We start from the raw sequence: 13,586 nt of genomic DNA on the forward strand, positions 1-13,586 counted from the left end.
ATGGATGACGGCGCTCTTCGCAGCCGCGCGCGCCGCGCCGGCCTGTCCACCTCCTGGCGCGACGCCGGCGGCACGCTCCACCGGGTCGGCGCGGACTCGCTGCGCAGCCTGCTGCGCGTGCTGGAAGGCAGCGCCGACATGCCGCCCCACGCGCTGCCGCCGCTGCTGGTCGGCCAGGTCGGGCAGGCGACCAGGCTGCCCGGCTTCACCCGCGCGGAGCATCCCGCCTACACGATAAAATGCGAGGACGGGACCATCCTGACCGGCCGCGCCAGGCGCGGCCGCGACGGCGCGCTGACCCTGCCGGCCATCCGCCAGGTCGGCTACCACGCGCTCGACATCGCTGGGGCGCACGCCACGCTGGCCATCGCGCCCTCCGCCTGCCGCACCCTGGCCGAGGCCACCCATGGCGGCCGCGCCTGGGGCCTGGCGGCGCAGATCTACGGGCTGCGCGCCCGGCACGATGGCGGGATCGGTCATTTCGGCGCCCTGGCCGACCTGGCGCGCCAGGCCGGCCAGGCCGGGGCCGACGCCCTGGCCGTCAGCCCGGTGCACGCCATGTTCACCGCCCGCCCCGATCAGTACAGCCCCTATTCGCCCTCCAGCCGCCTGTTCCTCAACGTGCTGCTGGCCGACATGCGCTGCTGGTTCACCGCCCATGACATCGGCCAGGTGCTGCGCCGCCTGCATGTCGCGCCCTCGGCCGTCCTGGCGCTGGAAAACGCGCCGCTGATCGACTGGCCGCAGGCTTCGGCGCTGCGCCTGCAGGTGCTGCGCGGCCTGTACGACGATTATATCCGCCCCGCCCCCCCGGCCGAGATGACGGATTTCGTCGCCGCCCAGGGGCGCAAGCTGCATCTGCACGCGGTGTTCGAAACCATCCACGCCCAGCAAGTGCGGCGCGGGCCGCGCGGCGGCAACTGGCGGATCTGGCCCACCGCCCTCCGCAATCCCGGCAACCCCGAGGTCGCGCGCATCGCCGCCGAGCGCCGGAACGATGTCGGCTTCCACCTCTTCCTGCAATGGCTGGCCGCCCGCAGCCTGGACCATGCCGGCGCCGCCGCCCGCCAGGCCGGCATGCGGATCGGGCTGATCGCCGACCTGGCCGTCGGCACCGACCCGACCGGCAGCCAATGCTGGTCGGACCAGGACGATTTCCTGATCGGCGCCTCGGTCGGCGCCCCGCCCGACCCGCTCGGCCCGCTGGGGCAGAACTGGGGGCTGACCACCTTTTCGCCCGGCGCGCTGCGCACGCACGGCTATCGCGCCTTCATCGACACGCTGCGCGCCACGCTGGCGCGCCAGGGCGGGGTACGGATCGACCATGTGATGGGGCTCGAACGGCTCTGGATCATCCCCGAGGGCGCATCGGCCACCGACGGCGCCTATCTCGCCTTTCCCCGCCAGGACCTGATGCGGCTGGTGGCCCTGGAATCGGCCCGCCACGGCGCCATCGTGATCGGCGAGGATCTGGGCACCGTCTCGCCCGGCTTTCGCGGGCACGCGGCGCGGCGCGCGATCCTGGGCATGAACGTGCTGTGGTTCCAGCGCGGCGCGGACGGCGCCTTCCTCCCGCCGGAAAAATGGGGCCGCAACGCGGTGGCCATGACCACCACGCACGACCTGCCCACCGTCGCCGGCTGGTGGCAGGGCACCGACATCGCCTGGCGCAGGGCCCTGCGCCAGTTGCCCAGGGATACGCGGGCCGATGATGTCCAGGCCGCCCGCGCCCGCGACCGCGCGGCGCTTTGGACGGTCCTCCGCCCTGCCGCGGCGGCGGCCGATCGCTCCTCCGCCCAGCCCTCCGCTGCCCAGCCGTCCGCCGCCCAGCCCTCCGCCGACCCGCCGCCCGCCACGCCCGACGGCGCGGCCATGGTGACCGACGCGGCGTCGCGCTTCGTCGGTGCCACCGCCTCGCCGCTGGCCATCCTGCCGCTCGAGGACCTGCTGGGCCTGTCCGAACAGCCCAACCTGCCCGGCACCGTGTCGGGCCATCCCAACTGGCAGCGCCGCTACCCGGCGGGGCGCGACCTGCTGGCCGGCCCCGACGCCGCCCGCCGCCTGGCCCTGCTGCGCGACGGGCGCCAGGCACCATGACATCGGACCCCTCCCCAACCGGTGTCCCGGCCAAGCCGCGCGCCACTGCCCGCCTGCAATTCCATGCCGGCTTCACCCTGGATGACGCGGCCGCCCTGGTCGATTATTTCGCCGATCTGGGCATCAGCCACCTCTATGCCTCGCCCCTGCTGGCCGCCCGCCCGGGCTCGACCCACGGCTACGACACGCTCGAATACGGCCGCATCAACCCCGAACTGGGCGGCCACGCGGCGCTGGCCCGGCTGGTCGGCCGCCTCCGCGCCCGCGGCATGGGGCTGATCGTCGATATCGTGCCCAACCACATGGCCGTCGGCGGCAGCGGCAATGCCTGGTGGGACAGCCTGCTCTGCTGGGGCAGGGCCAGCCCGTACGCCCATTATTTCGACATCGACTGGTCCCCGCCCGATCCCGCGCTGCGCGACCGCGTGCTGCTGCCTTTCCTGGCCGCCCCCTATGGCGACAGCCTGGCGAAGGGCGAGCTGGATCTGCGCTTCGATCCCCGGGACGGGCGTTTTTCCTGCTGGCATCACGACCATCGCTTCCCGATCTGCCCCAATCATTATGCCGGCCTGTTCTCCGACGGCGACCTGCCGCCCGTGGCGGCCGCGCTGCTCGGCGCGCTGCGCACCGTCCCGCCCTGCGCCGCCCCGGCCTATCTGGCCGCGCTGGCCGACTGGTCCCGCGAGGCCGAGGGCGCGCGCCTGATCGGCCACGCCCTGGCCCGCCACAGCGCGGCCACGACGGCCGGCCGCGCCCGGCTGCACGCGCTGCTCGAACGGCAGCATTACCGCCTGGCCTGGTGGCGCACCGCGTCCGACCTCATCAATTGGCGGCGCTTCTTCGACATTACCGGCCTGGCCGGGCTGTGCGTCGAACATCCCGATGTGTTCGACGCGGTGCACGGCACGATCGTCGCCCTCTACGGCCAGGGGCTGATCGACGGGGTCCGCGTCGATCATATCGACGGGCTCACCGCCCCCGGCGCCTATTGCGACCGCTTGCGCCGGGCCCTGGCCGCGGTCGCGCCCCAGCGCCCGCCGGACGCCCCGCCCGGCCCGGCGATCTATGTGGAAAAGATCCTGGCCGCCGACGAGGCCCTGCCCGCGTCCTGGGGCGTGGACGGCACCACGGGCTACGATTTCCTCGAACAGGTCGATCTGCTGCTGCACGATGCAAGCGGGGGCGACGCGCTGAACGACCTGTGGGTCTGGAGCGCCGGCGGCGCCCTCAGTTTCGATGCCGAGCAACGCGCCGCCCGGCAATCGATCCTCGATCGCGGACTCGCGGCCGAATATGCGCGTGCGGTCCACGCCCTGGCCGCCCTGGCCGCGTCGGATGCGCGCACGCGCGATTTCACCCAGGCCGCCATCGCCCGCGTGCTGCGGCAGGTCCTGCTGGCGTTCCCGGTCTATCGCACCTACGCCGCCGAACGCGCGCGTGAAACCGGTGCGGCGTCCCGGCTGCTGCACGATATCTGCCGCCAGGTGCGCCCCACCCTGGCCGCGTCCCAGCACCCGCTGCTGGACTGGCTGGAACGCCAGCTCGACGGCAGCCTGCTGCCCGACACCGCCGACGCCATCGCCTGTTTCGAGCACCTGACCGCGCCCCTGGCCGCCAAGGCGGTCGAGGACACGGCCTTCTACCGCTATGGCCGGCTGCTGTCGCGCAACGATGTCGGCACCCACCCCGGCCATTTCGCCGGCACGCCGCAGGGCTTCCACGCCGCTTGCGCCGCCCGCCGTCACGACTGGCCGGACGCCATGCTGGCGACCGCCACCCATGACCATAAACGGGGCGAGGACGCGCGCGCGCGCCTGGCCGTCCTGTCGGAACCGGCCGCCGACTGGGCCCGCACCGCCATGGCCTGGTGCGAACACAACCTCCCCTTGCGCCGCCGCGCCTACGGCGTGCCGAACATCCATCGCGCCTCCGGCGCGTCGAATCTCCATCGCGCCCACGGCGCGCCTGGTCTCCATGGCGCCGACGGCACGCCGAGCTTCCACCGCGCCGACGGGGCGTCGATCCCCGACCGCGCCGACGAACTGATCCTCTACCAGACGCTGATCGGCGCCTGGCCGCTGCCCGACGCCGGCGGCGCGTCCATCCTGCCGCCCGATTTCCGCGACCGCATCGCCGCCTGGCAGACCAAGGCGCTGCGCGAGGCCAAGCGCCATACGGACTGGACGGACGTGAACCAGGAATACGAGGAGTCCTGCAGCGCCTTCCTCGACGGCCTGCTCGACGCAAAGGCATCCCACGGCTTCCCCGCGATGATGGACGCCTTCGTGTCCCGCATCGCCCCGGCCGGCGCGCTGAACGGCCTGTCGCAGACGCTGCTGCGCCTGACCGCGCCCGGCATGCCCGATCTCTACCAGGGCTGCGAATTCTGGGATTTCAGCCTGGTCGATCCGGATAATCGCCGGCCGGTCGATTACGCCGCCCGCGCCGCAGCACTCGCATCCGGCGCCGACCTGCCCGCGCTGGCCCCCCATTGGCGCGACGGCCGCATCAAGCAGCGATTGATCGCCGCCCTGCTGCGGGCCCGCGCCGACCATCCCGCCCTGTTCGCGCGCGGCAGCTACCACCCGCTGCGCGTGCAGGGCGTGCGGCGGCACCATGTGCTGGCCTTCGCCCGCCTCCTGGACGGCCAGGCCCTGCTGGTCCTGGCGCCGCGCCTGGTCCTGCCGCTCGCCCCCAGCCCGGACGACCTGTCCTGCCCGGACGGCACCTGGCGCAGCACCACCCTGGACCTGTCCGGCCTCCCCGACAGCCAGGTGGCCCGTACTTCGGGGGCCCGCACCTGGCGCTCGCTCCTGCGCCCCGGCGCGGTCTTCGACGACGCGGCCCTTCATCGCCTCGCGCCGCTCGCGGACACGCTGCCGTTCGATGTCCTGCTCAGCGCATCATAACGGCATGCCAGCTATTCTCCGCCCAGCACCTCCTCCTTCAACACGTCCTTGCCCAGCACCGCCGCGATCCGCCGCCGGTCCAGGCGCCCTTCCCAGGCGCCGATCACGACGGGCGCCACGCAATTCCCCGCCAGGTTCCCCACCGCCCGGGCGATCCCGATGAACCAGTCCACCGCCAGCAGCATCACCAGGCTGGCCGCCGGAATCGCCGGGGTCGCGGCCAGGGTGGCGGCCAGCACGACGATGCCCATCCCCGGCACGCCATGCGCACCCTTCGAGGTCAGCAGCGCGGTGCCCAGCATCACGGCGATCTGCCACGCCGTCAGGTGCGTCCCCGTCGCCTGCGCCAGGAACATCACCGCCAGCCCCAGATAGATCGACAGCGCATCCAGGTTGAAGGAATAGCCCGCCGGCACCACCAGCCCGACCACCTGCCGGTCCACGCCCATCCCTTCCAGCTTGGCCATCACGCTGGGCAGCACCGCGTCCGACGCCGTGGTGGTGAAGGTGATCGCCAATTCCTCGCGGAAATGGTTCAGGAACCGCACCGGGCTGACGCCCGACAATTTCAGGCACGTCCCCAGCCCGACCACGATGAACAGCGCGATGGCGACGAAATACAGCACCACGAATCCCGCCAGATGCGCGATGGCGTTCATGCCGTACCGCGCCGTCGTCGTCGCCATCGCCCCGAACACGCCCAGCGGCGCCAGCATGATGACGATGCGCATGATGCGCGAAAACAGGGCCGACAGCGCATCGACCAGCCGCATGATGGGCGCCCCGGCCGCGCCCATCTGGCTCAGGCAGCACCCGCTCAGGATCGCGAAGAACAGGATCTGCAATATGTTGCCCTGGGCGAACGCATCGACCGGCGAGCGCGGCACCAGCGACAGCAGGAAGGCCGTGATCCCGCCTTCGTTCAGCATATGCCCGTGGCGGGCATAGGATTCGATCATCCGCGCATCGTCGCCGCTGGGCACATAGGCCAGGCCCGCCCCGGGCCGGACCAGCATCGCCACCCCCACGGCCGCGCACAGCGCCGCGGTGGTCATCGCCTCGAAATAGATCAGCGCCTTGGCGCCCAGCCGGCCGACGGTCCGCAGCGACCCCGCGCCGACGATCCCCGTCACCACGATGCAGAACAGCAGCGGCCCCACCGCCATCACGATCAGCCGCAGGAACAGGTCGGTCGTCCAGCGCGTCTCGGCCGCCAGCCCGGGCGCCGCCAGCCCCAGCGCGCATCCCAGCGCCCCGGCCACGACGACCTGCAGGAACATGCCGGGTCGTCCGCCGCCGCTCGCCCACGCGCCGGTGTCGCTCGCCTCGCTCATCGGGGTCATCTCCTCGCGCTTGCCGGTCGGGGGTGCATCGCACCCCCTGCCTGCGTCAATAGGTGAAATTGATCCGCCCGCCGACGAAGCGCGGCAGCCCCGGGATCACGCCATAGAACGTGGCCTGCGTGCCCGCCGACAGCCAATAGCGGCGATCGGTCAGGTTCTGGCCATAGACGGTGACCGACCAATGCTGCCGGGGGGCCGCGAAGGTCAGGAAGGAATTGACCAGGAAATAGGCCGGCGAGCGATAGATGCCCGTCTGGCCGATATATTGCGGCTGGGTCTGCCGCCCGCGATAGGAATAGTCCGCGTCGAAGATCATCCGGTACTCACGGAAGACGGGCCACGTATAGGTCGCTGCCCCCGACAGCGTCAGGTTGGCCAGTCCCATGTTCACGCCGTCATAATTCGTGTTGATGGCCTGCCAGACGCCGGTCGTGGCGAAATGCGCCGTGGTGGCGCTGCGGTTCAGGCTCTGGAACTGCGAATAGACGCCGTTCTGGTAACCGAAATTCTGGGTCAGGACCAGGCCGCGGAACGGATGGGCCTCGGCATCGAACTCCGCGCCATAGATATACGAACGCGGCGCGTTCACATAGCCGCCCAGCACGCCATAGGGCGGGACCAGGATCGTCCCCAGCAATTGCTGGTCGCGATAATCATAGTAGAATCCGGCGGCATTGAAACGCAGGCGGCGATCGAACAGCATGGTCTTGAAACCGCCTTCATAGGTCAGGATCTGTTCCGGCTTGAACGGACGAAGCTGCGCCGCCTGCTGCGTGATGTTGGCCGAGAACCCGCCCGGCTTGAAGCCGCGGCTGACCATCACATAGCCCATGATGTTGCGGGTGAACTGGTACTGCGCGCCGACCCGGCCGCCGAACTGGTTGGTCAGCGCCCCGCTATTGCCGAAATTCGTCGGCGTGCCGATGACCGCGCCCGTGTTCAGGTTGTAGTTCGCGCTGGTGACGTTCAGCATCTGGCGGTCGTCGGATTCATGCTCCAGCGCGCCGATGATGCGCAGCCTGGGCAGGATCCGATAGGAAAGCTGCAGATACTGGTTGAAATTCTGCTGGTCCTGGCCATAGCGCGTCTCGTTCAGCGGCGTCGTGCCGGGACGGTCCGAGGAATCGTACCAGAAATTCTGCGCCATGCGCGATCGGCTGTAATACAGGCCGCCCTCCCAGTGGAAGCGCGCACTGGGGTCGATCGATTCCAGCCGCACCTCCTGCGAGAACACGTTCGTCTGGTTGTTGCGGAACATGTTGCCATAGGCCAGGATCGAATCCGTCTGGTTCGTCAGCTCGTGCTCGTCCACCATTTCATAGGCGCTGATGGTCGATAGCCGCCCCCACGCGAAATTCTTCGTATAGCGCGCATTCGCGCCCCAGAAGAGGTTGTCCTCGCGCGGCCTGGTATCGTTCGCGCTTATGCCCAGGATCTTCGCGAAGCGCGGATCCAGCCCCCACTCCGTCTCGTAAAGGTCCTGCGTCACCGGCACGTGGTACGAGTTGTACAGGTTGTGGCCCGACGCATATTCGGACTGGTCCGTCGTCCAGTGCCCGCCGATGATCAGGTTCGACGTGCTGTCGATGTCCCATTTCAGCTTGGCGCGCAAAGCCCCCAGGTCGGCATTGCCGAAACCCTGCCCCGCCGCATTGTGCTGGTAGCCGCCGCCGGTCAGGGACTGGCCGGACAGGCGCAGCGAGACGGACTGCGACACGGGCCCCGAGACATACCCCTCGACGCGGTTGCGGCCATAGCTGGCGATGTCCTCGGTCAGCCCCGCATGGAACCGGCGCGTGGGGTCGGCGCTGTGGAAGTCGATCTCGCCGCCCGTCGTGGCCTGGCCGTGGGTATAGCCCGACGGCCCCGGCGCGATCGAAATATCGTCGAGGTCGAACATCATGCCGGTCGTCATGATCGAGACGGGCAGCGCAACCCCGTCCAGATAGGGCATGGTCGAGGGCGTGTTGTTCTGCGTGAAATCCGTCAGCCCCACGCCGCGCAGCGTGAAGTTCAGCGCGCCCGAGCCGAAGGACGGCTGGATGGTCAGGTTTGGGGCGACGCGCTGGATGTCGGTCATGGTGCGGATGTTGCGATTGAGCAGGTCCTGGCGCGAAATCACCGTTTCCGAATGCGCGTTGTGCTGGCCCGCGCCGGTCACGCCGTGACGCGCCGACACGGTCACGGCCTCGGCCTCGGCGCGCGGCGCCGGGACGGGTGTGCGGGCAGGTACGGCGTGGGCCGCCTTGGATGCCGCGCCCCGGATCGAACCTGGGACCGAACCAGAAACCGAACCGGGGGCCGAACCCTGGGCCAGCGCCGGCAGCGGCAGCAAAAGGCCGGCCAGGATGCTGCCCAGGGTACTGTTCAGGCTCACCCGCCGCCGCAGGGACGGGCGTCGCGGCAGGCGTAAGGGGCAGGCGGGTGAAAAGGGCGGGCGCATGCGGGTTTCCTTGTCCAAATGCCAGAATCCAGAAGCGAGGGGGCGGAAATGACGGCATCTGTCATTCCCGAATCGTCGCCCGTCCCGCGGCCAGTCTGATGGCGCAATCTGATCTACAAAAAGCCACAGAAAATCGATCAATCGTTGCATACAAGATATAAGACAAGCGCCCGCAAAACGCGCCCTCTTTACACAAAGGTGACAAATTTTTTAAATCTAAAACGTAACATATTAAAAATATGAGGAAAATTTCCTCGTAATCCACTGTGCTCAGACAAAATAGATCAATTATTGTGCATAAAATAATGCATAAGAACAAATAATAATCACATCAAAATGGGACGCCCAATCGGCTCTGATCCGCCGACATCATACAGATTGCGAAATGTCGTCCCGTTGGTCATAGTCCTTGTATGCGAGACGCCGCCAAAGACGATGCACACAAGACGCCGCACCTGATCGAGGACCGCATCATTCATGCGGCGCTCTCGGGCCGCATCGCGCCCGGCGAACGGCTGGGCGAGAAGGAATTGTCCGAAATCTTCGGCGTCTCCCGCACCCTGGTGCGCGAAGCGATGATGCGCCTGCAGGCCCGTGGCATCGTCGAGGTCTCGGCCCGGCGCGGCTGGTTCGTCGTCGAACCCTCGGTGCGCGAAGCCCAGAACACCATCGACGCCCGCCGCGCGCTGGAAGTCGGCATGCTGGTCACGCTCGGCCGGGTGGACGCGGCCGCGATCCGCGCATTGCGCGCGCATGTCCACGCCGAACAGCAGGCCATCGCCGGCGGCGACCGCGCCGAACGCAGCTACCTGCTCGGCCATTTCCATGTCTGCCTGGCCGAAACCCTTGGCAATCCGGTGCTCGCCGCCCTGCTGCAGGACCTGACCACCCGCACCGTGCTGATCGCCGCCCTCTATCAATCCTCGCACGACGCGCACGAATCCTGCCGCGAGCATGACGAGATCATCGACGCGCTCGAACACGGCGACACGCAAGGCGCCGCACGGCTGATGGACACGCATCTCCGCCATGTCGAGAAGGCGCTGAACTATCGCAGCGCCTCCAACCGGCTGGACCACCTCAAGGCCGCGCTCCAGGCCACGCCGCGCTGACCCGGTTCGCGCCCCCATCTCGTGCCCTGCGGATTGCCTTCCATTCCATCTTGTATACAAGACGCTGAGCCGGCAGGATATCCTCGTGCCCCATTCCCCCCTTGCCACACCAACTCGCTCCCCCGGCGCCCGTCCCTCCGGTGATCGCCCTTCCGGTGCCCGCGCGGTATCGCGGTGCGACCTTTTGGGCGAGGTACCCTATTCGGACGTGCCGGGGCAGTTGTTCCGGCCCTATCTGGGCGGCGGGCACGCGGCGACCCTGGACCGGATCGCCGCCTGGATGGCCGAGGCCGGGATGCGCGCGCGCATCGACCCGGCGGGCAACATCGTCGGCCGGTATGAGGGCAGCATGCCCGACGCCCCGGCGCTGCTGCTCGGCTCGCATGTCGACAGCGTGCGCGACGCCGGCCGCTATGACGGCATGCTGGGGGTGATGCTGGGGATCGAAACCGTCGCCCATTTCGCCGAACGCGGCCGGCGCTTTCCCTTCGCGCTCGAAGTGATCGGCTTCGGGGACGAGGAAGGCTCGCGCTTTCCGGTCTCGATGCTGTGCAGCCGCGCGGTGGCCGGCGCGCTGGCCGGCCAGGACATGGCCCAGGACATGGTCGACGCCCAGGGCACCAGCCTGGCCGACGCGCTCGGCGGCTTCGGCCTCGACCTGGCCCGCTTCAGCCAGGCCGCGCGGCGCCGCGCCGACGTGCTGGCCTATGTCGAGGCCCATATCGAACAGGGCCCGGTGCTCGAAGCCGCGGACCGGCCGCTGGGCGTGGTCAGCGCGATCGCCGCGCAATATCGCTTCCAGGCGGATGTCACCGGGGTGGCCGGCCATGCCGGCACCATGGCGATGGATCTGCGCCGCGACGCGCTGGCCGCCGCGGCCGAAATGGTGCTGGCGATCGAACGGATCGGCGGCGGCGGCCCGCCCGACCTGGTGGCCACCGTCGGCCGGCTGGCGGTCGGTCCCGGCGTGCCCAACGTGGTGCCCGGCACGGTCGGCTTCACCATCGACGTCCGCGCCGGCACCCATGCGGTGCGCGACGGCGCGGCCCGGGCGATCCGCGCCGCCCTGTCCGAGATCGCCGCCCGCCGCCAGGTCACGCTGGACCTGGCGCAGCAGCAGGATTTGCCGGCCACCCCGTGCGACCCGGCGCTGACCGGGCTGCTGGAAGAGGCGGTGCGGCAGGCCACCGGCCACGCGCCGCACGTGCTGGTCAGCGGGGCAGGGCACGACGCCATGGCGATGGCCCGCCTGGCGCCGGTCGGCATGCTGTTCCTCCGCTGCGCCGGCGGCATCAGCCACAACCCGGCCGAGGCGGTCGACGAAGCCGACGCCGACTGCGCGCTGCGGGCGCTGACCGATTTCGTGGCGCGCTTCGCCGAAGCGCACCAGGCCGGCCGGCGCTGACGAAAAGACGAGACGGAGGAAGGAGCCGCCCATGTTCGGACAGATTGACCCGCCGCACCGGCTGCTGATGGGCCCGGGTCCGGTGAACGTGCATCCGCGGGTGCTGCGCGCGATGGCGGCGGACATGCTGGGGCAGTTCGACCCGGAGATGACGGGGTATATGAACCAGACGATGGCGCTGTATCGTCATGTGTTCATGACGGAAAACCGCTGGACCTTCCTGGTCGACGGCACGGCGCGGGCGGGGATCGAGGCGGCGCTGGTCTCGCTGGTCGAACCGGGGGCGCGGCTGCTGGTGCTGCGCGCCGGTCGCTTCGGCCTGCTGCTGTCGGAAATCGCCGGGCGCATCGGCGCCGACATCCGCACCCTCGACATCCCCTGGGGCGAAGTCGCGACCCGCGGGCAGATCGAGGCCGCGATCGTCGAGCACCAGCCGCAAATCTTCGCGGCCATCCACGGCGACACCTCCACCACCATGGCGCAGCCGCTGGACGGGGTGGGGGACATCTGCCGCCGCCACGGCGTGCTGTCCTATGTCGACGCCACCGCCACCTTGGGCGGCATGGCGGTGGCGACCGATGCCTGGGGGGTGGATGTGGTGACGGGCGGCCTGCAGAAATGCATGGGCGGCCCGCCGGGCTCGGCGCCGATCACGATCTCGGACCGCGCGGCGGCGCACATCATGGCCCGCCGCCATGTCGAGGCCGGGATCCGCACCGCCGACAGCCGCGACGGCGCGCGGCCGCGCATCGGCTCGAACTATTTCGACCTGGCGATGGTCATGGATTACTGGTCCGAGCAGCGGCTGAACCACCATACCGAGGCGACCTCCATGCTCTATGCGGCGCGCGAGGCGGCGCGGATCATGGTGGAAGAGGGGCTGGAGGCCCGCTTCGCCCGGCACCGCGCGGCCGGGGCGGCGATGGGCGCCGGGCTGCGCGCCATGGGGCTGGCCCTGTATGGCCAGGACGCGCATCGCATGACCAACGTCACCGGCGTGCACATCCCCGATTGCATCGACGGCGAGGCGGTGCGCACCCGCATGCGCGCGGAATTCGAAATCGAGATCGGCACCGCCTTCGGCCCCCTGGCGGGGAAGATCTGGCGCATCGGCGCCATGGGCTACAACGCCATGAAGCACAAGGTGCTCATCACCCTCGCCGCACTCGAAGCCTCCCTCCGCGCCGAGGGCTTCTCTCTCCCGCAAGGCAATGCCGTCGACGCCGCGCGTGCGTCCTACGCGGCCGCGTAACGCTGGCGGCACCGGCCAGGGGCGCTGCCCTTGGACCCCGCCAAAGGCCGGCGGCCTTTGGAAACCGTTTCGTTTATCAATGGATTATGGTTGAGGGGCTGCGATTCCTTGCGGCGCGGCGCGCGGGGTGTAGAATCCGCGCATGAAGATCGCGGTCATCGCGGATAGTCACGGCAATCTGCTCGCGCTGCAGGCGGTGCTGCGCGACATCGGCCGCCTGCACCCCGACCTGGTCGTCAATCTCGGCGATCTCGTCTCGGGCCCGTTCGACCCGGCCGGCAGCGCCGATGCCCAGATGGCGCTGGGTGCCGCGACCCTGGCGGGCAACCACGAACGGCAGGTGCTGGCCGGTGCGACCGGCGCCTCCGACGCTTTCGCCCGTCCCCGCCTCGCCGACCGGCACCTGGCCTGGCTGCACACCCTGCCGCCGACGCTCAGCCTGCTCGACGGCGATCTCTTCGCCTGCCACGGCAGTCCGGCCGGCGGCGATCTGGATTATCTGCTCGAAGACGTCTCCGCCGGCCACGCCGCCCTCGCCCCGGACGAAACGATCCGCCGCAAGCTGGCCGGCATCGGCCATGCCAGGGTCGTGCTCTGCGGCCACACCCATATCGCGCGCATCGTCACCGCCGGCGACGTGCTGGTCGTCAATCCCGGCAGCGTCGGCATGCCGTCCTTCCGCGACGACCGCCCCTGTCCCCACGTCATGGACGCCGGCAGCCCCCACGCCCGCTACGCCACCCTGACCCGCGCGCCGCAAGGCTGGGCGGCCACCCTCCACGCCGTGCCCTACGATCACCAGGCCGCCGCCCGCCAGGCCGAACGGAACGGCCGGTCCGAAGTCGCATTCGCCGTCCGGACAGGCCGCAGCCCGTAACCCTCCAGCCCACCCGCAACCCGCATCCGAACTGCCGCGACATTAATGTTGACAATGTTACCATTTGGCGTGATGATGACATCGTCAACATAGGATTGCGTCCATGCGTCGCCAAATCGACCGCTGATCCGCGATGTCGTCACGCTCA

Annotated in this window: 8 protein-coding genes; 6 read left to right on the forward strand and 2 right to left on the reverse strand. The window is 69.7% G+C overall.

Annotation, left to right across the window (positions count from 1 at the left end; genetic code table 11):
* Entirely contained in the window at positions 1-2,097 is a 2,097-nt protein-coding gene (gene malQ, locus AAC691_RS16525) for a 4-alpha-glucanotransferase (protein ID WP_342630253.1), read from the forward strand.
* The gene (treY, locus tag AAC691_RS16530) at positions 2,094-5,006 is read left to right on the forward strand and encodes a malto-oligosyltrehalose synthase (protein WP_342627696.1); all 2,913 of its coding nucleotides are present in this window, start codon (positions 2,094-2,096) and stop codon (positions 5,004-5,006) included. Before malQ ends, treY begins: the two co-directional genes overlap by 4 nt.
* An 11-nt stretch (positions 5,007-5,017) precedes the next feature.
* Here treY and AAC691_RS16535 read toward each other — a convergent pair whose 3' ends face one another.
* Together AAC691_RS16535 and AAC691_RS16540 are read right to left on the reverse strand one after the other, a co-directional pair.
* Entirely contained in the window at positions 5,018-6,340 is a 1,323-nt protein-coding gene (locus AAC691_RS16535) for a cation:dicarboxylate symporter family transporter (RefSeq protein ID WP_342627697.1), read from the reverse strand.
* 55 nt (positions 6,341-6,395) lie between these two features.
* Positions 6,396-8,792, reverse strand: coding sequence for a TonB-dependent receptor domain-containing protein (locus AAC691_RS16540; protein WP_342627698.1), 2,397 nt, complete (start codon positions 8,790-8,792; stop codon positions 6,396-6,398).
* Between the two features lie 413 nt (positions 8,793-9,205).
* Between AAC691_RS16540 and AAC691_RS16545 the strand changes: the two genes are divergently transcribed.
* The 4 genes from AAC691_RS16545 (at position 9,206) to AAC691_RS16560 (ending at position 13,438) form a co-directional block, all read left to right on the forward strand.
* A complete protein-coding gene (locus AAC691_RS16545; protein ID WP_342627699.1) occupies positions 9,206-9,904 on the forward strand; it encodes a GntR family transcriptional regulator in 699 nt (232 codons plus the stop codon).
* An 85-nt stretch (positions 9,905-9,989) separates the two neighbouring features.
* Positions 9,990-11,309: an allantoate amidohydrolase gene (locus tag AAC691_RS16550; protein ID WP_342627700.1), complete on the forward strand. Its 1,320-nt coding sequence runs from the start codon at positions 9,990-9,992 to the stop codon at positions 11,307-11,309.
* A 31-nt stretch (positions 11,310-11,340) separates the two neighbouring features.
* Complete coding sequence (locus tag AAC691_RS16555) at positions 11,341-12,561, forward strand: alanine--glyoxylate aminotransferase family protein (RefSeq protein ID WP_342627701.1); 1,221 nt, start codon at positions 11,341-11,343, stop codon at positions 12,559-12,561.
* Between the two features lie 142 nt (positions 12,562-12,703).
* On the forward strand, positions 12,704-13,438 hold the full coding sequence (locus AAC691_RS16560; protein WP_342627702.1) for a metallophosphoesterase family protein: 735 nt from the start codon (positions 12,704-12,706) through the stop codon (positions 13,436-13,438).
* Positions 13,439-13,586: the final 148 nt, after the last annotated feature.

Source organism: Nguyenibacter vanlangensis (assembly GCF_038719015.1).
In the GTDB taxonomy this organism is placed as follows: domain Bacteria; phylum Pseudomonadota; class Alphaproteobacteria; order Acetobacterales; family Acetobacteraceae; genus Gluconacetobacter; species Gluconacetobacter vanlangensis.